The following is a 19,541-nucleotide window of genomic DNA, read 5'->3' as shown; positions in this document are numbered from 1 at the left end:
CCTGGCTGCTCTTTTGTGGCCGGCCAGGAGCGAGATCTGCTCGATGCTCGGACCGCTCTCGGTGCGCAGTGACACGAAACTGTGGCGTAGCTCGCGCGGCGTCCAGTCTGCGCTGTTCAGACCGGGGGCAGGTCAACGACGCCGGCGGAAATCACGCCGTACGTTGGCCGCGGTCGAGTTCGGTTCGTGTCGATGTGCTCCGCCGGTCCAACGATGGCCAACGCTTGCCGAAGAACGCCGCTGGAACACGTTTGCCGCGCTGCCAGGTGGCGGCTTGCGCTTCGGCGCTGGGTCAGGTTGGGGGTTCGTGAGCCGGGAGTTGAGGGTCGCGCGTGTTTACCGGGCGGTGGATTCGATAGCGTTCTGGCAACTGACGGCACGGAGGGGCTTGGATATGGCTGTGCAGGCGATCGACCTCCAGGTAGACGACGTTCCCGGGGCAACTAAGTTGCTGTCCGAGGCATACGGATGGCGTGTCCTGACGGAGGATCCAGACTTCGGCGAGCTTGACGCCGGGGGCATCCGAGTGATGCTCTCTCGAGACGCCATGATCGCCTGGGGGAAGCTCGACGGCCTGATCATTCACCATTACGTCGACGATGTGGCTGCGGCTGTCTCCCGCGCCGTTGACGCGGGAGCAGAGTTGGTCGCTGGCCCTCTCCAAACCGATTGGGGTACTGAAGCCGCTTACCTTCGCGGACCGGGCCGGCTCATCGTTGATGTGTGTCGCGATGCCTGATCCGCGCGTGTACGCCGAAGGAATCCGACTGCTCGGTGGCGTTGATGCCCTCCCGTTAGCTGAACAAGTCTGGCTGTGCTACGACGCGGTCTTCGGCGATTCCGCCGATTTCGATACCTGGCGTTCGGATCTCTTCGAACGCCACGCCGCCCGCGATGGATACCGGCTTGCGATCGCGGCTGACGAGGGCCGCGTGGTGGGCTTCAGCTGGGGTTACGTCGGACAACGAGGTCAGTACTGGTCGGACCTCGTCTGCAAGGCGCTCCCGCGCGAGCTCGCCGACGAGTGGGTCGGGAACCACTTCGAGATCGTCGAACTCGCCATTCTTCCTTCGCACCGACAGCGCGGCCTGGGGCAAGCCCTCCACGACAGGATCCTTGAAGGCGTGGACCGGCGGTGCCTGCTCAGCACAAGTGCTGACGGCAACGACCCGGCGGTGCGCCTCTACCTGAGGTCCGGATGGCGCCACCTAGGCATGCTCCGCCCAGGCGTGCAAGTGATGGGAAGACACCAGACCTGACCCCATCGGTGGGCGCACCAGCCCTGGTAGCAGGGCATCGTTATGCGGCGCGGCTGGTGCGAGGAGGACGCTGCGCTGCCGGTGAGCTGGTGGCGATGGAGTTCTGTGGTTCAGTGTGCGCGGCGGTAGTGCATGGCTACTACGCCGTTGTGGAGCGGCTCGGCCGAGAGTAGGTCGAGTTGGCGGGTGCTGGGGAGGCCGCTCTGGTACAGCGTCGGGCCGTGGCCGGCGATCCGGGGGTGGATGAGGAGTTTGTACTCGTCGATCAGGTCCAGGCGGTCGAGCTCGGTGGCGAGCTTGCCGCTTCCGAGGAGGACGCCTGCCGGGGTTGCGTCCTTGAGGTTCTGTACGCCCTCGCGTAGATCGCCGGCGATGTGGTGGGTGTTGGCCCACGGGAAGTCCTTGCGCGTCGAGGACACGACGTACTTCGGTTTGGCCTCCAGCTTGGTCGCCCACTCGCGCAGGGCCGGCGGCGCTTCCTCGTCGCCGCGGGCGACGGCCGGCCAGTAGCTCTCCATCAGCTCGTAGGTGACGCGACCCCACAGCATGGCGCCGCTCTCGCCCATGAGACGGGTGAAGTAGGCGTGCGTCTCACCGTCGGCGATCCCCTCCTGGTGGTCGACGCAACCGTCCAGGGTGAGGTTGAGGCTGAAGGTGAGAAGTCCCATGGCCGGCGAGTTTAACGCCAGTACGGCGGCGCGTCCGTCGTACGCCGGACCGACTCGGTGAAGTCCGACGATGACCGTGGTGCGAAGACTGGTGCACGATCCGGTGGCTACGCCGTGAGGCGGTCGGCTTCGGTCAGTAGGAGATTGCCGAAGGGCTGGAAGCCGATGCTGCAGGCGTAGACGCCGCTCATGACGCGGTGGATCGTTCCCCATTCCCAGATGGCGGTCGCGTCGACGCCTGTGCGAGAAGCCAACTGTTCAGTCCGCGTCCGGAGGTCGTCGCCGAGGTCCGGGTTGCAACGGACGATGGTGCCGAGATCGCACGCCGGTTCGGCCCGCAGGCCGGCTGGATCGATGAGCTTGTAGCTGCCGTCACTCGCCTGCAGGGCGTTCAGCTCGTGGATATCACCGTGGACAAGAACCGCGGACCGATCGTCGTGGGCGGCGCGACGACGATCCATGCAGTTCAGCGCGTCCGCGACAGTGGCCGGCGAGCACGGTCGTCCCGCTTGCTCCCACAGTTTCGGCAGCCGATCGGCGTACTGCGCAGCCAACGTCGCGCCGGTTGGAAGATCGATGTCGGGACCGATCGGACGCCACAGGCGAACCGCCACGTCACACAGCAAGTTGTGGCGGCTCGCAGGGTCGGCCACGAGGTCGTACATCGGAGCTCCGAGGCGCTCCAGCAGAAGGGCTTGTTGGCCCCGGTCTTCGCCTAGCAGTTTGGCGCAGCCGTCTCCGTTCGCCAGGCGCAACACCGTGGCCTCCTGCGTGACGTCCCGACCTGGCACACCGATCTTGAGGACCGCCGGAGTTCCGTCAGCGCGCGTCACCTCGACAACCAGCGCGACATGACCGCCCGCGAAGCTGGCCCCGACCACCAGAGACCACTCCTGCGCCAGCGAGTCGACCACGTCCGGCAGTTCATCCAGCCAGAATTCGTTGCCGTCGGCTATGACCGTCTTGCGAACTTGGTCAGGAATGTCGAGTCTCATACCACCAGCCTAGTGAGAGCCGGCTCGGTCAAAGGCGTGTGGCTGTGAGGATTTGGTGGGCGAGGGCTTTCGTGGGGTGGGTGGTTGTGTCCAGTTCGAGGTTGTAGGGGATGCCTTGGTGGACTCGGGTGTGGGACCAGCGGGATAGGCCTGGGGGGTTCTTTCGGGTGGTTTCTCGGTGTTCTAGTTCGGGGAGGTCGCAGTGTAGGCCTATCCAGAGGACGTCTACGTTGGTGAGGGTTTTGGTCCAGTGGTCTCGGATTTCGGGGCCTAGCATCATTTCGTCGATGATGACGGGGTTGCCTGCTGCTACGAATTCGCGGACGGCGCGGTGGAAGCCTTGGAGGATGCGTAGGCCGATGGGGCCGTAGGAGATTCCGCAGACGGGGTGGCCATTTTCGGGCGGGTGGTCGACGTATGCGAAGCCTTGCGCTCGGTGGGCGCCCTTGGGGCCGCCGGCCCATTGGGCGGGGACGGTTGCGAAGCAGGTGTCCAGGCCCATCAGGAGATAGGGCACGTCGAGGGCGTCTTGGAGGGCTCTGCCCAGGGTTGTTTTGCCGGCGGAGGAGGGGCCGTTGAGGAAGATGACCGAGGGTAGGGAGGTTCGTGGCACTGCGCGAGTCTAGCGAAAACGCCTTGTAGGTAAGGGATAATTAAAGCTTGGCCGCTAGGGCTTGGTACGCCGGGACCAGTTCTTTCCAGCGTGTTTCGGTGTCGGCGCGTTCAAGGCCGGCGAGGTACGTGGCCAGGTTTTCGGCGTGGATTTGCCAGCCGGCGCCGTAGAAGGCGATCTTGTCGACGGGCATGCCCTGGATCTCGAGGACGAGGACGGTCTGGTCCTCGGCGGCGGTCAGGGTGGCCTCGATGATTCCGTCGTACGGCGCTGCGCCCTGGCCGCGCCGGTACGACTCGTCGGTCTCCCGGGTGGTGACTCGCAGGCGGTGTGGGGGTTCGCAGGCCTCGATCTGGCCGGCGCTCTCGATGTCGTTGGACGCGACGTACGCGCGGAACTTCCCGCCGGCCTGCAGGTCGCCGGAGATCTCGCCGTACCAGCGGGTGAGGCGGGCCGGGTCGGTGATCGCTTCCCAGAGGTCGTCGATCGTGGTGGCGTAGCTGTCCTCGATGCGGACGACGCCAGTACCACCGGCTGAGCGCAGGCTGCCCAAAATGCGGTCGTTCATCGGGAGCTCCTTCGTTGGCGTTTTCCGCGGGCTATCTCGGTGTGGAGGGCGTCCAGCCGCTGTTGCCAGAGGGTTCGGTACGAGCCGAGCCACTCGTCGATCTCGGCCAGGGGTTCGGGGCGCAGGCTGTAGACGCGGCGCTGGGCGTCGGTGCGTACGTCGACGAGCCCGGCCTCCCGCAGTACGCGGAGGTGCCGCGAGACGCCGGGTCGCGCGATCGGCAGCAGCTCGGCGAGCTCGCCGGCGGTGAGCGGGCCGCGTGACAACCGCTCGAGCATGATCCGTCGGCTCGGATCGGCGATCGCCTTCAGCGCGGCTTCCATGGAGCGAATGTACCCAGATGGTTACGTAACCGTCAAGGTACACAAGCTACTCCCGGCCGAGCCAGGTAGCGATGCAGGCCTCGTTGCCCTCGGGGTCAGCGAGGACCCACCACTTCGGGGCGTGGGTGTCGGTGACCAGGCGGCCGCCGGCGGCTAGGGCGGCGGCGATTCGGGCTTCGGCCTGGTCGTGGGGTACGGCGACGTCGAGGTGGATGCGGTTGCGTTGCGGGCGCGGGGCGTCCATGGGCTGGAAGCTGATGCCGGGGCCGCGGCCCTGCGGGTCGTACAGGTAGTCGTCGTCGAGCTGACCGTAGCCGAGGAGCGCGCGCCAGAACGGGAGAACGTCCTCGATGACGAGCGCGTCGATCGAGACGTTGAGGACTTGGACGGCGGTCGGGTCCGCTGGCAGGTCGAGCGCTCGCGCGGCGGCTGAGATCTTGCGGGCCAGGTCCACATCGCGGCGTAGCAGACTCACGGTGACACCGGCCGGCCGCAGATCGATCTTCAGCTCGGTAGCGCCGGCGAGCCGACCGATCTCGTCGACGAGTGCGATGCCTTTCCCGAGCGAGCTGGTCCAGAAGTACGCCGAGACCAGGTGATACAGGACCCGCCAGTCGTCCACACCCTCCGCCGAATGGAACGCCTTGGCTGTGATTCGCGCAGTCATGCCGCTCAAGTTAACCGGTCCGGCTGACGCTGCGGTTGGTAATGCTGGTGACCTGCAGGGCTGGAGCTGCCTAGGATGCGCCGGGTGGAGGAGTTTGGGGAGTTGGCGGAGGGCTCGCATCGGGAGGTTGCGACGCGGCTTGTTGCGAGTGGGTGGAATGTTTGTGGAGTGGGGGACTGGGCAACGGTTTGGCGGTCGCCGGATGGGCTGCGGGTTGCCCGGGTTTGTCCGTTTGAGCTGGTGTACGAGGTATTTGTCGGGCTCTGCCGGAGTCTTGCCGGGAGTGCGTTGCTGCCGACCATCGAGTTTGATGCTCCGCTGAGTGGTGGCGGGCGATTGACGGTGATGGAGTTTCTGCGGCCCGCGGAGGTGGCTGAGGTCGAGGCGGTGTTGAAGCGGTGGTACGCCGGGGAGTCAGGCGATCCCGTCTCCGCCGTACGGGCCGAGGCTGAGCGGCTCGATCGTGTGTGGGCCGACGTGATCCCGTACTGGGGTGGCGTTGACCTCAACCCCGCCAACGTGATGCTCGACCTGACCGGGCAGATCAAGTTCGTCGACCTCTTCGCGTCGGCCGGTCACAAGATGTTCGCTGCGCTTGTCGAGGATCCGGCGGAGTTCACCGCACGAGTTCCGGCGAATCGCCGCCAGTTCATGACCGAAATCGGCTATGCGACCCGGGTCTGGACCCCCGCACAGATCACGGCGTACCGCCAGGCCGCATCCGCACTGCCTTAGGAGCGGTGAAACTGTCGCCGGGGCCTGGTATTTGTTGGGGGTGCCTTCAGTCGTCGAGTTTCGGGAGATTCGGCCGTACGGCGTTCCTGGTGGGCGGGCGGACGGGTTCGAGGAGCTGACCTCGATCCTTATCCGTGACGGGCTGGTCGACTGGCCGGAAGGGACCGTGTTTCAGCGGTTCGGCAACCCGGATGGCGGGCGCGAAGGGCAAGGTGTGCTGCCGAACGGTGACGTGTGGGCGTGGCAGGCGAAGTACGTTTTCGGGTTCGGTGCGAGCGAGATCGGGCAGGTCACCAAGTCGGTGCTCCGCGCCCTCGACACCGAGCCGAACCTCAAGCGGTACTACGTCACGCTGCCGTACGACCTGCCCGCCGGCGACACCGCGACCAGGAAGTCTGCGCACACCAGGTGGCTCGAGAAGAAGGCCGAGTGGGAGGCGCTGGCGACCGCGCGTGGGATGACGGTCGAGTTCGTCTACCTCGGTGCTCACGACCTGCTGAGCGAGCTGACCAAGCCGCATCAGGCGGGCCGGCTCAGGTACTGGTTCGACGCGTCGACCCTGTCCCCGGACGCGATGAAGCAGCGGCTGGCGGACGTCGTCGCCAAGGCGGGCCGTCGCTACAGCCCCGCAGTGCATGTCGAGGTGGAGACGGTGCGGGCGCTGGAGGGCCTCGGCCGGACCGACGCCTACCTGATGCACGTCCAGGTCGCGCTCGCCGGACTCCGTGCGCTGCGGTCCGAGGGTTGGTACCCGCCCGACGACGAAGAGATGCTCCGCGAGGGCATCATGAAGACCCGGGAGCGTTTGCTGGCGGCCGAGCTCGCCGTAGCGGGTCTGCTGGAGGCGCTGCGGTCGGGGGAGCCGCTGCCTGAGATCTCCGAGGAGTTGACGGCGGCCGACGCGCAGGTGGAGGTTGTCACCCGGTTGCTGCGCGACCAGCACCTCCGAGACGGCCGGTACCTCGACCGGGCCGGCGCGTTGTACGGGACCCTCAACAGGTCGCGGCAGGCCGTTCGGACGACGCGTTCGTTGCTCAAGGCCCCTGAAACGCAAGCCGCGCAGTCCGGCCGGCTGCTGCTGACCGGTCGTGCCGGCACCGGCAAGACGCACCTCTTCTGCGACGTCGCCTCCCGAAGGATCGCCGACGGCTCACCGACGCTGATCGTTCTCGGCCAGGACTTCGACGGACGCCCGCTGCTGCGCCAGATCGGTGACCTCGTCCAGCTCGACGGCACGCTGGACGAGGTACTCGCGGTCCTCGACGCGGCCGGTGAAGTGGCCGGCCGGCGCGCGCTGCTGATGATCGACGCCCTCAACGAGGGCACAAACGCGGAGCGGTGGTCGGACGACCTCCGGGTCCTCGCACAAGCCGTCGACAGGCATCCGCACGTGATGCTTGCCGTTTCCTGCCGGACCGAGTTCGTCGCCCCAGTCGTTGGCGACGCCAACGGGTTCCCGCGGGTCGCACATCACGGGTTCGCGGAGGCGACCGCCGCGGCGGTCGACCGCTACACGGCGGAGTACAACCTCGAGCGCCTGACCTTCCCGGTGCTCAATCCGGAGTACGGCAACCCGCTCTTCCTCAAGCTGGCCTGCGAAGCGCTGTCGACGCTCGGCGTGGGCAGGTTCACCCTCGGATCAGCGAGCCTGACGACCGTGTGCGACGCATTCCTGGCCGCAGTCAACAAGCGGCTCGCCGGCCCGACCCGCTGCGACTACGACGAGGCGACCGACCTCGTGCAGACCGTCGTCCGTGAGCTGGCTACCGTCGGCCCCGGCCCCTACAACAGCGCAGTGGTACGTCGAATCACCGAGTCGCTGCTGCAGGGCCGGCCCTGGTCGAAGAGCCTGCTGCTGGGGCTCAAGCGCGAAGGCGTCCTGATGGACACCTTCGACAACCAACTCGCGTTCAGCTACCAACGGCTCGGCGATGTTGCCCGGGCGATGTTCCTTGCCGAGCAGTCCGCCGAGGAACTCAAGGCCTGGTACGCCGGACTCGGCAACCGCAGGTGGGCAGAGCAAGGCACCATCGGCGCGCTCGCGGTGATCGCACCGGAGCGGCTCGGTGCCGAGATCGTCGACCTGTTCAAGGACGGCCGCCGGATCGCGCGCGACCTCCTGGATGCGTTCGTGGAGAGCCTGGTACTGCGGGGCGCGCAGCACACGACCGATCGAACCGTGCGCATCGTGCAGCGGCTACTCGAGCTCGATGAGTGGACGGACCGGACGTGGGAGCAGCTCGTCCGGCTGGCCTGCGTACCGGGCCATCGCCTCAACGCGGACTGGCTCCACAGCCTGCTCACCGCCCGACCGCTGCCGGAGCGGGACGCGACCTGGTCGGAGTGGCTCGTTGGCGGGACCAGCCGGGGAGCTGACAGTGCGGTGATCGTCCTGCTCGACTGGGCGGGCCATCCGGACCGTGCGTTCACCGACGACACGGTCCGGCTCGCGAGTCTCGTGCTCGGCTGGATGCTGGCCGCGTCGGACCGAAGGGTCCGGGATCGCGCCACGAAGGCGCTGGCCGGCGCGGGCGAGCGGGCGCCGACCGGGTTCGCGGCCGCGGTCCGGTCGTTCCGCGGCTGCGACGATCCGTACGTCGTCGAGCGCCTGGCCGCCGCGGTGTGCGCGGTCGCGCTGCGTGCGTCCGACCCGACGACGGTCGTCGCGATGGCGGAGGCCGCGAGTGACCTGGTTGCCGACGGGTGGCCCGAGCACCTGTTGACGCGTGACTACCTTCGCCGGACGCTGCAGGCTGCGCGCGGCCACGGCTGGGACGGGCCGGACGGTTCGCCTCCGTACGGCGCGACCTGGCCGGTCGAGGCGATGTCCGCCGAGGCTATCGCGCAACGGACGGCCGGTTCGGCGTACCGGACGATCTGGAGGTCGCTGCAGCGAGAATACGGAGACTTCGGCCAGTACGAGATGGGGCCGGCGCTCGAGCGCTTTGGTGCGGTCGATCGGGACCTGGTCGAGCGGGCCGTGTTCAGTCGGGTCGTCGAGCTCGGCTGGACGGCCGAGCGGTTCGGTCGTCTGGATGCGGACCGGCGCGGCGGCCACGACGGTCCGGTCGAGCGGTACGGGAAGAAGTACCAGTGGATCGGCTTTTACGAGGTGCTCGGTCGGCTCGCGGACACGTACCAAGTAGACGGGCTGTCACCGTACGAGTTTCCGGAGCAGGTCGTGTGGCGCGACCTGGACCCGACGGTTCTCGCCCCGGCACCACAGGCCTGGTACCAGCCGGTCCGGGCCAGCTTTCCCAGCGAGGTGACGACCGAGTATCCGAGGGACCTGTCTGGTGTCCCTGACCCGCTTGACCTCATCGCGCACGACCCTGAGTGGCTCACGCTGGTGCGGCACTCCAGCGCGACGCAGGACCTTCCGCCCGAGATCGCCGCACTCCAAGCGCCGATTCTCAACATCTGGATCCAGGTCCGCGGTTACCTCGTCCCTGCGGAGACTGCAGCCGCCGTCCGCGACTTCGCAGCCGGCCAGGACTCGGACGGTCGCTGGATGCCGGAGAACGTCGATGTCCACTCCCGCCTGCTCGCCGCGCATCCATCCGCACCCGACTGGGGCCTGGCGGACGGGACCGCGGAGCCCGGGCGCCCCCGTCGTCGCGACGACCCGCAGCTCTTCCAGCCGATCGCCTGGTACGGCGGGACCGGTACGTCGCGGGGGAGCGCTGGTGGGGAGGAGCCGACCGGGTACGTGCCGAGCCGCCTGCTGTACGACGCCCTCGAGCTCAACCATGGCGTCGACTTCCGCTGGACCGATGACGGCGGGTTGGCCGTTGTCGATCCGACCGCGGGCAGTGCCGACGCGTCGACGCTGCTGATGCGGCGTGAGCTGGTCGGCAGGCTTGCCGGCAAGGGGTACACGCTCTTCTGGACTGTGTTGCTCAACAAGCAGCTCAACGATCGCAGCTACAACCGGCAGCGCGACAAGGTGCGCTGGATCAGCGCGAGCGCGTCGTACCTGCTGACGGGTGACACCATCGAGCTGGTGTCCGCGCAGGCCTCACGCCGCAGGCCCGGTGGTGAGGCGGAGCCGGTTGAGTGGGTGGTTCGTAACAGCGGCTGAGATGAGGTCCCAGCGGCATACCAGCGCTGTGTGCGCGGCCTTTGACATGTTGTTCAGGTGCCTTGGACAACAATGAAGGAGCCACATATGAAGCTGTACGACGTGGTGGTGGTCGGAGCCGGGCCCGTCGGGCTGTTCCTGGCGACCGAGTTGGGTCTGGCCGGCTGTTCGGTGGTCGTGCTCGAGCGGGACGCCGAGCCGTCGCCGCTGAAAGCGATGCCGTTGGGTATGCGCGGGCTGTCGGCGACGTCCGTGCAGGCGTTCTACCGGCGGTCGATGCTGGCCGACCTGCAGGCGGCGAACGACTCGCGCCCGGAGCCGGCGGCGGAACGACCGCGGCGGGTTGGGCACTTTGCCGGGATCATGCTCGACCCGGAGAAGCTCGACCTCGACGCGTTGCCATACCGGATCCCGGGGCCGGCGCAGGACGGCGAGATGACCTCGCTCGCGGCCCTGGAGGAGGTGTTGGCGGCGCGGGCGGTCAAGCTTGGCGTCGAGATCCGGTACGGCGCTGCGGTCACCGGGCTGCCGCAGGACGACGAGTCGGTCATCGTGCGGGCCGGCGAGGAGGAGTACGCCGGGCGCTGGGCGGTCGGGTGTGACGGCGGCCGGAGCGTGGTGCGCGGGCTCGCCGGGTTCGACTTCGTCGGCACCGAGCCGCTGCTGACCGGCTATGTCATGGACGCCGTGGTCGCCGACCCGGAGAAGCTGCAGCCCTGGTTCAACGTGACCCCGACCGGCATGTACATCCGGATGCGCCACATGCCCGGGTACGTCGGCATGATGGACTTCGACGGCGGTGCGTACGACCGCACCCAGCCGCCGACGCTCGAGCACCTGCAGTCGGTACTGCGACGCGTGTCCGGCACCGATGTAAGTCTCGAGAGTGTCCGGCTCGCCTCGAGTTTCACCGATCGCGCGATGCAGGCGACGACGTACCGCAACGGCCGCGTCCTGGTCGCGGGCGATGCCGCGCACATCCACTCGCCGCTCGGCGGGCAGGGGCTCAACACCGGTCTCGGCGACGCGATGAACCTCGGTTGGAAGCTCGCCGCGACGATCCGTGGCGACGCGCCGGACGGCTTGCTCGACACCTACACCAGTGAGCGTCATCCGGCCGGCGCGTGGGTGCTCGACTGGACGCGGGCGCAGGTGTCGGTGATGCAGCCGGGCCCGCAGGCGAGTGCGCTCCAGGGCCTGGTCTGCGACCTGCTGCAGACGCGCGACGGGACGACGTACGTGTTCGAGAAGCTGTCGGGCTACGGGCTCCGGTACGACCTCGGCAGTGAGGATCCGCTGGTCGGCCGCAACGCGCCGGACTTCGAGCTCACCGACGGCCGCCGCCTCGGCGACCTGATGACGGACGGCCGCGGCGTCCTCCTCGACTTCACCGGAACCCTCCGCGACCAGGCAACACCGTGGGAGAACAGCATCCGGTACGTCGGTCTTCCCGCGACCAACGACCTCGGGTACGACGCCGTACTGGTCCGCCCCGACGGCGTCGTCGCGTGGGCCGGCGAGCGCGACTTCGAGCACGCCGCCAGCACCTGGTGGCGGGGTCGTAGGGTAGTGGTATGAGTCGGGTGCCGGACCTTCGCGAACTGGTGGAGGTTGGGGTGCGTGTGCGGGGGACGCGGCAGTTGTTGCGGCAGAACCGGGCTGGATGGACTGATCTGTTGCCGTTGTGAGCTGACGGCGAGGTTCATTCTGGTGCGAAAGGTCTGGTTGTGACGACTGTTCTGTGTGTGCCGCAATGGCAAGGTTCGGCCGCGAAGAGTGCGCGGCAGTTGGTTGTGGGAGCGACGCGGAGTGCCGAGGCGCTTCAGCTCGGCACTGTGGTGACGGTGCCGGTGGTCGAGGGTGCCTTGGAGATCACCGACGGGATCCGGGCGTACGGCGCTCTGGTGGAGAACGTCCGGCTGACCGGCGAGCTGCTCGCCGGAATCGACGACTTCGTGATCACCGTTGGTGGTGACTGTGGCGTGGAGGTCGCCCCGATCGAAGCCGCCCGGCAGAGGTACGGCGATGAGCTACGCGTGCTGTGGATCGACGCGCACGCCGACTGCTACGGGCCGAATGACCTGCGATCGGGTGCGTTCCACGGGATGGTGGTGCGGACGCTGCTCGGCGACGGTCCGGCGTTGCTGACTCCGCATCATCCACTGAATCCGGAGCAGCTCGTTCACGCCGGGCTGCGGGTCGCCGCGGACGTCGAACGCGAGTTCATCCGCACGACCGGTGTCCGCGGGTACGGCGTCGACGACCTCGAGCGGGCGGCTGACGGGCTCGACGGTCCGACGTACGTGCATATCGACCTGGACGTCCTCGACCCTGCCGAGTTCGGATCGGTCGGCTATCCCGAGCCCGGTGGCGTCCCGGCCCAGAGGTTGATCGAGTTCGTGGCAGGTCTCGGCAACGTCGTTGGTGCCGGGATCACCGAGCACGCCCCGAGCACCGACAACGCCAATGAGACCGCGATCATCCACAACCTGGGCAGAGCGCTTAGCTGACGGCTTTCCGCACCAGCGCGACGAGTCGCTGCTCGACCGCTGGGGTCCACTCCTTCAGGGCGTAGGCGACCGGCCACAGGTCGCCTTCGTCCAGGGCGGCGGAGTCGTTGAATCCGATAGTGGCGTAGCGCGCCTTGAACTTGGCGGCGTCCTGGAAGAAGCAGACGACCTTGCCGTCCTTCACCCAGCCGGGCATGCCGTACCAGAGCTTCGGCGTGAGCTCCGGGACCTCGGCCTTGATCAGCTCGTGCAGCCGGGTCGCCATCGCCCGGTCCTCGTCGGCCATCGCGGCGATCTTCTGGAGCTGCGCCACCTCCGGGTCCTCCTTGCCGCCGCCCTTGAGCTCCTTGGCGCGGGCCTTCATCGCGCCGCGCTCGGCCCCGGTGAATCCGTCGTACGACTTGGTGGTGGTCATGTCCAGCTCCTGATCATCGGGTCCGTTGCCAACACCTCAGATGCTAGGAACGGACCCGTACCGACCGCTTCTCGAAAACTGATCGATTGGGAGGAGTCCCATGGAGTTCCGCTCTGCCGGTGCCGAGGATGCCGAGCAGGTCGCGATGCTGCACGCCGACAGCTGGCGGCGGCACTACCGCGGCGCGTACGCCGACGCGTTCCTGGACGGCGACGTGGTCACCGACCGGACCAAGGTCTGGTCCGAACGACTCTCCGCCCCGGCCGGAACCGCCACGGTCCTCGCCGAGGAGGACGGGCACCTCAAAGGCTTCGTGCACGTCATGTTCGACCACGACGAGCAGTGGGGGAGCCTGGTGGACAACCTGCACGTCCACTACAGCCAGCAGCGCACCGGCATCGGTCGGCAGCTGATGACTCGAGCTGCTCAGGCAGTGATCGAGGAGGCGACCAGCGAAGCGATGTACCTCTGGGTCCTGGAGCAGAACACCAGAGCCCAGGCTTTCTACCTCGCCACCGGAGCCACCAACGCCGGCCAGAAGGCTGTCCCCCCACCCGGCGGCGACCCCACGCGCCTCAACGGCACTCCGCAGGCCTTCCGTATGGTCTGGCCGGACGCCTCGCGGCTCAAGTGAGCACGGTGAGGCCCGGGCGGCGTTGGGTGAGGTAGGCGAGACGGATGATGGTCTCCTTGTAGCGGGCGGCCGCGCGGCCGGTGAGGACGGTCTTGCGTCGTGAGTCGTCGGCGTGCACGAACTGGATCAGGGCGTCGTTGCGGCCGAGGCTGATGCACTGATTGAGGTAGCGGAAGCGGAGCGGCTTCGCCTCGCGTCCGTCCAGCCGTGCGTTCAGCGACCGTACTGCGCACGCCGCAGCCGGCAGACCGGTCGCGCAGGCCATGCGCAGCTCCTGCCCGGTCGACCGGTGTACGGCGGCCGCATCACCGACGGCGTACACATCCGGATGCGAGGTCGAGCGCAAGGTCGCGTCCACCTGCATCCGCCCATGCGGGTCGACTGCAAACCCAGCCTCCGTAGCAAGCGGCGAGACCTCGAACCCGGTCGTCCACACCACCACATCTCCAGCTACCTGGTCGCCGTCCTCCAGCTTCAGACCATCGCCGTCGACCGCAGCCACGCGCGCGTTCTCGATCAGGTCGATGCCTAGGCGGGCGAAGGTTCTGCGTAGGTGTCGGCGGCCGCGGTCCGAGAGGTTTGCGCCGAGGGTGCCGCTGGTCACCAGTTTCACGACGCGATCGGGGTACGTCTCGGCCAGTTCGGTTGCGGCTTCGATGCCGGTCAGGCCGCCGCCTACTATCGCGACGGACCCGGGCCGACGCAGCCGATCGCGGAGTTTGCGGGCGTGGTCGACGTCCGCGACCGTGTACGCGTACTCGCTTGCCCCCGGCACCGACGTCAGATCGGCGCGGCTCCCGAGCGCGTAGATCAGGACGTCGTACCGAAGCTCCCGCCCGCTCAGCACGACTGTGCCCGACGCCGGATCGATCCGGACCACCTGGTCCGCGACGAACTCGACCCCGGTCCCGGTGACGAGGTCCTTGATCGGCCGCTCCGGCAACGCCTGCCCGGACGCGAGCTGATGCATCCGGACCCGCTCGACGAACGTCTCCCGAGCGTTCACCAGCGTGACAGTTGATCCGGTACGGCGGGCAGCCAGCTTGGCCGCGACCAGACCGGAGTACCCGGCCCCCAGTACGACGATGTGCGTCATCTGCACACTCCTTTCGACACCCACCTGACCCGCGGCATGCGTTCGAATGTGACGTGACAACGATCACGTCACCAACCGCACCGGATGCCGCCGCGACGCGGGCCGACTCGGACTCAGCCGTCGGTGTAGAGGCAGAACGGATGGCCGGCCGGGTCGAGCAGCACTCGCACCTCCTCCTGCGGCTGGAAGTCGGCGAGGGTGGCGCCGAGGTCCAGTGCGTGCGCGACGGCGGCGTCGAGGTCGCCCACCTCGATGTCCAGGTGCATCATCATCTGTTGCTGACCCGCCTCCGCCGGCCACGTCGGGCGCACCCATGGTGCCGAGTGCTGCAGTTGAAAGGCCAGATAGGTCTGGGAGTTGCCAGGCACTGCCAGCGTGAACTGATCGGGCTCGTTGGTCGCGATCTCCCAGCCCAGGACCGCGTGGTAGAAGAGCCCGAGCGCCTGCGGATCCGGCGCGTCGAGCACCGTGCCGAACCAGTGCCCGTGTTCAGAGCGTCCTCGAAGCGTCATGACCAGCACACTAGGACCGTGAACCGACAGGATGACCTGCTGGCCGACGGTGAGCCCGAGAAGGAGTTCAATCCTGGGATCGCCGCGCGGTTTCCGAAGAAGACCGTGGCCGGTGGGGCGCTGATTCGCGACCGGGCCGGGCGGATCCTCTTCCTCGAGCCGACCTACAAACCCACCCTCGACATCCCCGGCGGGATCGTCGAGTTCGACGAGTCGCCGTACGACGCCTGTCGGCGGGAGGTGCGGGAGGAGATCGGGCTCGACCTCGAGATCGGCGCGCTGCTGGTCGTCGACTGGGTGCCGGCCCGGGGCCCGTGGACCGACTCGATCGCCTTCGTCTTCGACGGCGGCGTCCTCGAGCAGACCGAGCTCACCCTGGACGCGACCGAAGCCCGTGCGCACTACTTTCTCACCCTCGACGCGGCCGCGCCTCGCCTCCGCCCGTCGATGACGCGCCGGCTCGCCCTCGCCCAGCAGGCCCTCGCCACCGGCCATCCGAGGTACTCCGAGTTCGGTCGCTGAAGTTGTTGGCCACGCCAACAAGAAAACACTAGCCATGTAAATAGTAGCCATGTACTGTATCTGTCATGAGCAACAACCCAGTGACCCCCGGCCACCTGGTCTGGCGGTTGTCGATGAAGTGGCGGGTCGCCGTCGACCGGGCGCTCGCGCCACGCGGCCTCACCCACGCGCAGTACGTCATGCTCGCGTCGCTCTACGGCCTGGAGCGTGACGGGCACGCGCCGAGTCAACGTGAGCTCGCCGACCACACCGGTCTGGAGCCGCTGTATGTCTCCAAGCTCGCCCGCAGCCTCGACGCCGACGGTCTGATCCAGCGCACCCGCGACGCCGTCGACACGCGCGCCGTACGCCTCGAACTGACCGCCAAGGGTCGCGAAACCATCCAGCCCGCGATCGCCGACGTCGCCGGTCTGCTCGACAAACTGCTGGCCCCGCTCGGCGGCCGCCGCGGCGCACGGACCGCCGGGTTCGTACGCGATCTGACCGAACTACTCGACACACCTCTGTGAGGACTCCGTTATGCCTGAGCTCGCCGTACTCGACTCCACCATCCACTACGAAGAGACCGGCAGCGGTACGCCGATCGTCTTCCTGCACGGCAATCCCGCCTCGTCGCACGTCTGGCGCAACATCCTTCCGGACGTCGGCCCCGGCCGGTTGCTCGCGCCCGACCTGATCGGAATGGGCCGCTCCGGCAAGCCCGAGCTCGACTACACCTTCGCCGACCACGCGCGGTACCTCGACGCCTGGTTCGACGCGCTCGAGCTCGACCAGGTCGTCCTCGTCGGCCACGACTGGGGCGGCGCACTCGCCTTCGACTGGGCCCGGCGCAACCCCGGCCGTGTCCGCGGTATCGCCTTCTTCGAGACGATCATCAAGCCGATGGCGTGGGAAGACCTGTCACCCCAAGCGGCCGAACGCTCCCGCCTGATCCGTACGCCGGGTCCCGGCGAGGACCTCGTCCTCGAACAGAACCTCTTCGTCCGCCAGGCCTTCACCGGAGGAGTCCGCACACCTGTCAGCCCGGACGACCTCGCGACGTACCTCGCTCCGTACCCGACGCCCGAGTCGCGGAAGCCGATCCTCGCCTGGGCGCGCCAGCTCCCGCTCGGCGGTGATCCGGCGGCACTGGTCGCGAGGATCGAGGCGTACGACGACTGGCTCGCCGCGAGCTCCGACGTGCCAAAGCTGCTGCTCACCTTCGAAGGCTCGCCCACCCTGCTGATCGGTCCCGACCTGCGCGACTGGTGTGCGGCACACGTGGGGGCGCTCGAAACCGTCCACGCCGGCGAGGCCGGCCACCACGCGGCCGAGGATCGCCCGAAGGAGATCGCCACCGAAATCTCCACCTGGCTGGATCGCAAGAACCTCCGCTGAGTTGACCTCAACGTAGGTTCAGGTTCTAGCGTCGAAGACCTGACCAACGTCGAGGAGGTTCGTGGTGCGGGTTGTGCGAGTGACGCAGTTCGGTGGGCCCGAGGTGCTGGAGGTTTTTGAGGCTCCGGCGGCGGAGGCGGGTGCTGGCGAAGTCGTCGTGGAGGTTGAGGCGGCCGAGGTCCTGTTCCTGGATACGCAGCTACGGGCCGGGTGGGGGCAGGAGTTCTTCAAGCTCGAGCCACCGTTTGTCCTGGGAGCAGGGGTCGCCGGAACAGTAGAAGGTCAGCGAGTGATTGCAGGGACCGGTGGCATCGGGACCTACCAGGGAGGTGGATACGCCGAACAGGCCGTCGTACCGGCGGCTGAAGTGTTCCCGATCCCGGATGGTGTGCCGACCACGGTCGCACTTGCAGCGTTGCATGATGGTGCGACTGCCTTGGCGCAACTGGAGCGCGGAAAGCTCACCGGTGGTGAGCGGGTGCTGGTGACAGCGGCGACCGGCAGCCTCGGCAATTGGCTGGTTCCGTTGCTCGCGGCAACCGGTACGACGGTGATCGCAGCGGCGCGTGGTACCGAGAAGTTGAAGCGGGCCAAGGAGCTGGGCGCGCACGAGGTCGTGGACTACTCGGTCGCCGGGTGGGCCGAGCAGATCGGTGCGGTCGACGTGGTGTTCGACGCGACCGGCGGCGAGATCGGTCGGGCGGCGTACGCGATCACGGCGTCCGGTGGGCGGTTCCTCGCCTATGGTTCGGCGAGCGGCGAGTTCACCGCGGGCGACCGTGACGACGTCGACGTCGCCGCGCTCTTCCAACCGGAGCCGGATGAGTGGCGGGAGCTCACCCGGCGAGCGCTCGACGTACTGGCGCGGGGCGAGCTCACGCCCACCATCGGTCAGGCCGTTCCATTGACAGCGGCCGCGGCGGCACACGCAGCGATCGAGGCGCGGACGACGCTCGGCAAGACGCTGCTACTGCCCTGATCAGAGCTCGTGTGACTCAGCCGGGTGGCGACGGGTGGGAAGGAGTGACGAGTCTGCGTTCGTAGGCGGCGATGACGAGTTGGGCGCGGTCGCGGGCGTGCAGCTTGGCCAGCAGGTTGCCGATGTGGGTCTTGACGGTCCCCATCGAGATGACCAGGGTCTGGGTGATCTCCTGGTTGGACAAACCGCGGCCGACGAGCGTGAGGACCTCCGCCTCGCGCTCGGTGAGCAGGGCCGGCGGCTCCGTTGCCCTGGGCACCGATCGGCCGAGGTAGTGCTCGACCAGCCGGGTCAGGATGCTCGGCGCGAACAGCGACTCGCCGGCGTGTGTCCGACGTACGGCGTCGACCAGGTCTGCGGGCTCGGCGTCCTTCAGCAGGAAGCCGGCGGCGCCCGCGCGCAAGGCCGCGTGCACGTACTCGTCCAGTTCGAACATGCTGAGCACCAGCACCCGGGTTGCCGTTAGCGCTGGGTCGTCGACGATCCGCCGGGTCGCGTCGATGCCGTCGCCGCCGGGCATCCGGATGTCCATCAGTACGACGTCCGGCCGCGACGCGCGGGCCTGCGCGACCGCCTCGGCCCCGGTCCCCGCTTCGCCGACGACCGAGAGGCCGTCCGCGCCGTCCACGATCAGACGCAGGCTGTGCCGGATCAGCGGCTGGTCGTCGACCACCAGCACCGAGGTGCTCATCCGCGGACCGGTTCGGGCAGGCGTGCGACGACCTCGAAGCCTGGACCGTGGGCCGCGGCCTCCAGGGTGCCGCCGAGGGCAGTGACCCGTTCGTGCAGGGTGGCGAGCCCGATGCCGGCGCCCGGGTGCGGCGACCAGCCCGCGGCGGGCCCGTCGTCGGTCACCGTGGTGAGGATCGTGTCCCCGTCCCGCCGGACGACGATCCGGGCGCGGGTCGGGCCTGCGTGCCGGGCGGCGTTCGCGAGCGCTTCGCGGACGACCGCGCAGACGGTCAGCTCGGTACCGGCGGAGACAGTGCCGAGCTCGCCAACCGACAAGGCCGCGGCCAACCCGCTCCGGCGGGCCAGGTCGATGAGCCGGGGCAGGTCGGCGAGCGACTCTGCCGGGCGCATCGAAGGGTCGTCGCCCGGCCTCCGCAGTACCGCGAGCATCCGGCGCAGCTCGGTGGTCGCCTGGCGCCCGGCGTGCTCGATGTCGGCCAGCGCGGCCGCGCGCTCGGCGTCCCCGGCCGGCCCGGTCAGCGTGCGCGCGGCGGCGGCGCGGACGGTGATCAGCCCGAGGCCGTGAGAGGCGAGGTCGTGCAGGTCACGGGCGATCCGCAGCCGCTCGGTGTGCCTGGCGCGCTCGGCGGCCCACGCGGTCAGCTCGTCCTCGTACCGACGTCGTTGCCGCCGGGTGTGGATCAAGGTCGCGATCACCACGACGGCGGCGCAGCCCAGGGTCGCGGCGGTGGCGGCCACCGCCGCGACCGGTGGGCTGGAGCCGATCGTCGCCAGCCCGAACACGAGGACGACGAGGACGACGCCCGCGACCGGCCACGCGCGGGAGCGCAGCACAGGACGATCGCCGGATCTCACCCGGTCAGTTTAGGTTCCCGGCCATGACTCGGCCTCCGA

General features: G+C 68.3%; 22 protein-coding genes. 11 read left to right on the top strand and 11 right to left on the bottom strand.

Annotation, left to right across the window (positions count from 1 at the left end; translation table 11 throughout):
• Positions 1-307: 307 nt before the first annotated feature.
• Both AB0E69_RS39435 and AB0E69_RS39430 read left to right on the top strand, forming a co-directional pair.
• Complete coding sequence (locus tag AB0E69_RS39435) at positions 308-739, top strand: hypothetical protein (protein ID WP_360158964.1); 432 nt, start codon at positions 308-310, stop codon at positions 737-739.
• On the top strand, positions 732-1,259 hold the full coding sequence (locus AB0E69_RS39430) for a GNAT family N-acetyltransferase (protein ID WP_360158961.1): 528 nt from the start codon (positions 732-734) through the stop codon (positions 1,257-1,259). The genes AB0E69_RS39435 and AB0E69_RS39430 overlap by 8 nt, the downstream gene beginning before the upstream one ends.
• 110 nt (positions 1,260-1,369) lie before the next feature.
• Here the strand turns inward: AB0E69_RS39430 and AB0E69_RS39425 are convergent, their stop codons facing one another.
• From AB0E69_RS39425 to AB0E69_RS39400, 6 genes are all read right to left on the bottom strand, one after another.
• On the bottom strand, positions 1,370-1,927 hold the full coding sequence (locus AB0E69_RS39425) for a dihydrofolate reductase family protein (RefSeq protein WP_360158958.1): 558 nt from the start codon (positions 1,925-1,927) through the stop codon (positions 1,370-1,372).
• Between the two features lie 107 nt (positions 1,928-2,034).
• Entirely contained in the window at positions 2,035-2,922 is an 888-nt protein-coding gene (locus tag AB0E69_RS39420) for an aminoglycoside phosphotransferase family protein (protein WP_360158955.1), read from the bottom strand.
• 28 nt (positions 2,923-2,950) lie between these two features.
• Positions 2,951-3,535, bottom strand: coding sequence for an AAA family ATPase (locus AB0E69_RS39415; protein ID WP_360158952.1), 585 nt, complete (start codon positions 3,533-3,535; stop codon positions 2,951-2,953).
• Positions 3,536-3,575: 40 nt separating this feature from the next.
• Positions 3,576-4,103, bottom strand: a complete 528-nt coding sequence (locus AB0E69_RS39410) for an SRPBCC domain-containing protein (protein ID WP_360158949.1) — start codon at positions 4,101-4,103, stop codon at positions 3,576-3,578.
• Complete coding sequence (locus tag AB0E69_RS39405; RefSeq protein WP_360158946.1) at positions 4,100-4,426, bottom strand: metalloregulator ArsR/SmtB family transcription factor; 327 nt, start codon at positions 4,424-4,426, stop codon at positions 4,100-4,102. The genes AB0E69_RS39410 and AB0E69_RS39405 overlap by 4 nt, the downstream gene beginning before the upstream one ends.
• 46 nt (positions 4,427-4,472) lie before the next feature.
• Positions 4,473-5,093, bottom strand: a complete 621-nt coding sequence (locus AB0E69_RS39400) for a VOC family protein (protein ID WP_360158943.1) — start codon at positions 5,091-5,093, stop codon at positions 4,473-4,475.
• A gap of 240 nt (positions 5,094-5,333) precedes the next feature.
• Here AB0E69_RS39400 and AB0E69_RS39395 point away from each other — a divergent pair, with 240 nt between their 5' ends.
• From AB0E69_RS39395 to AB0E69_RS39380, 4 genes are all read left to right on the top strand, one after another.
• Positions 5,334-5,828: a hypothetical protein gene (locus AB0E69_RS39395; protein ID WP_360158940.1), complete on the top strand. Its 495-nt coding sequence runs from the start codon at positions 5,334-5,336 to the stop codon at positions 5,826-5,828.
• Between the two features lie 40 nt (positions 5,829-5,868).
• Positions 5,869-9,909 carry a hypothetical protein gene (locus AB0E69_RS39390; protein WP_360158936.1) on the top strand — a complete coding sequence of 1,347 codons (4,041 nt, stop codon included), beginning with the start codon at positions 5,869-5,871 and terminating at the stop codon, positions 9,907-9,909.
• Between the two features lie 87 nt (positions 9,910-9,996).
• Positions 9,997-11,487, top strand: coding sequence for an FAD-dependent monooxygenase (locus AB0E69_RS39385; RefSeq protein WP_360158933.1), 1,491 nt, complete (start codon positions 9,997-9,999; stop codon positions 11,485-11,487).
• Positions 11,488-11,636: 149 nt separating this feature from the next.
• Positions 11,637-12,419 carry an arginase family protein gene (locus AB0E69_RS39380; RefSeq protein ID WP_360158930.1) on the top strand — a complete coding sequence of 261 codons (783 nt, stop codon included), beginning with the start codon at positions 11,637-11,639 and terminating at the stop codon, positions 12,417-12,419.
• On the opposite strand, the gene AB0E69_RS39375 is transcribed toward AB0E69_RS39380, so the two are convergent.
• Positions 12,412-12,834 carry a DUF1801 domain-containing protein gene (locus tag AB0E69_RS39375; protein ID WP_360158927.1) on the bottom strand — a complete coding sequence of 141 codons (423 nt, stop codon included), beginning with the start codon at positions 12,832-12,834 and terminating at the stop codon, positions 12,412-12,414. The genes AB0E69_RS39380 and AB0E69_RS39375 overlap by 8 nt on opposite strands.
• A gap of 100 nt (positions 12,835-12,934) precedes the next feature.
• On the opposite strand from AB0E69_RS39375, the gene AB0E69_RS39370 reads away from it, so the two are divergent.
• Positions 12,935-13,468 carry a GNAT family N-acetyltransferase gene (locus AB0E69_RS39370; RefSeq protein WP_360158924.1) on the top strand — a complete coding sequence of 178 codons (534 nt, stop codon included), beginning with the start codon at positions 12,935-12,937 and terminating at the stop codon, positions 13,466-13,468.
• On the opposite strand, the gene AB0E69_RS39365 is transcribed toward AB0E69_RS39370, so the two are convergent.
• Both AB0E69_RS39365 and AB0E69_RS39360 read right to left on the bottom strand, forming a co-directional pair.
• On the bottom strand, positions 13,461-14,564 hold the full coding sequence (locus tag AB0E69_RS39365; protein WP_360158921.1) for an FAD-dependent oxidoreductase: 1,104 nt from the start codon (positions 14,562-14,564) through the stop codon (positions 13,461-13,463). The two genes, AB0E69_RS39370 and AB0E69_RS39365, sit on opposite strands and share 8 nt — an antisense overlap.
• Before the next feature lie 113 nt (positions 14,565-14,677).
• Complete coding sequence (locus AB0E69_RS39360; protein WP_360158918.1) at positions 14,678-15,076, bottom strand: VOC family protein; 399 nt, start codon at positions 15,074-15,076, stop codon at positions 14,678-14,680.
• Between the two features lie 18 nt (positions 15,077-15,094).
• Between AB0E69_RS39360 and AB0E69_RS39355 the strand changes: the two genes are divergently transcribed.
• The 4 genes from AB0E69_RS39355 (at position 15,095) to AB0E69_RS39340 (ending at position 17,954) form a co-directional block, all read left to right on the top strand.
• Entirely contained in the window at positions 15,095-15,598 is a 504-nt protein-coding gene (locus AB0E69_RS39355) for an NUDIX hydrolase (protein ID WP_360158915.1), read from the top strand.
• Positions 15,599-15,663: 65 nt separating this feature from the next.
• Positions 15,664-16,107, top strand: coding sequence for a MarR family transcriptional regulator (locus tag AB0E69_RS39350; RefSeq protein WP_360158912.1), 444 nt, complete (start codon positions 15,664-15,666; stop codon positions 16,105-16,107).
• A gap of 10 nt (positions 16,108-16,117) precedes the next feature.
• Positions 16,118-16,975 carry a haloalkane dehalogenase gene (locus tag AB0E69_RS39345; RefSeq protein ID WP_360158909.1) on the top strand — a complete coding sequence of 286 codons (858 nt, stop codon included), beginning with the start codon at positions 16,118-16,120 and terminating at the stop codon, positions 16,973-16,975.
• 64 nt (positions 16,976-17,039) lie between these two features.
• Positions 17,040-17,954 (top strand): zinc-binding dehydrogenase, encoded by a 915-nt coding sequence (locus AB0E69_RS39340; protein WP_360158906.1) that lies wholly within the window; start codon positions 17,040-17,042, stop codon positions 17,952-17,954.
• 16 nt (positions 17,955-17,970) lie between these two features.
• Here the strand turns inward: AB0E69_RS39340 and AB0E69_RS39335 are convergent, their stop codons facing one another.
• Together AB0E69_RS39335 and AB0E69_RS39330 are read right to left on the bottom strand one after the other, a co-directional pair.
• On the bottom strand, positions 17,971-18,645 hold the full coding sequence (locus tag AB0E69_RS39335) for a response regulator transcription factor (RefSeq protein ID WP_360158903.1): 675 nt from the start codon (positions 18,643-18,645) through the stop codon (positions 17,971-17,973).
• Positions 18,642-19,502 (bottom strand): histidine kinase, encoded by an 861-nt coding sequence (locus AB0E69_RS39330; protein ID WP_360158900.1) that lies wholly within the window; start codon positions 19,500-19,502, stop codon positions 18,642-18,644. Before AB0E69_RS39330 ends, AB0E69_RS39335 begins: the two co-directional genes overlap by 4 nt.
• Positions 19,503-19,541 lie beyond the last annotated feature (39 nt).

The sequence above is a fragment of the Kribbella sp. NPDC026611 genome (genome assembly GCF_040638345.1).
Classification (GTDB): domain Bacteria; phylum Actinomycetota; class Actinomycetes; order Propionibacteriales; family Kribbellaceae; genus Kribbella.
This window is presented reverse-complemented; position numbering and strand designations above follow the sequence as displayed.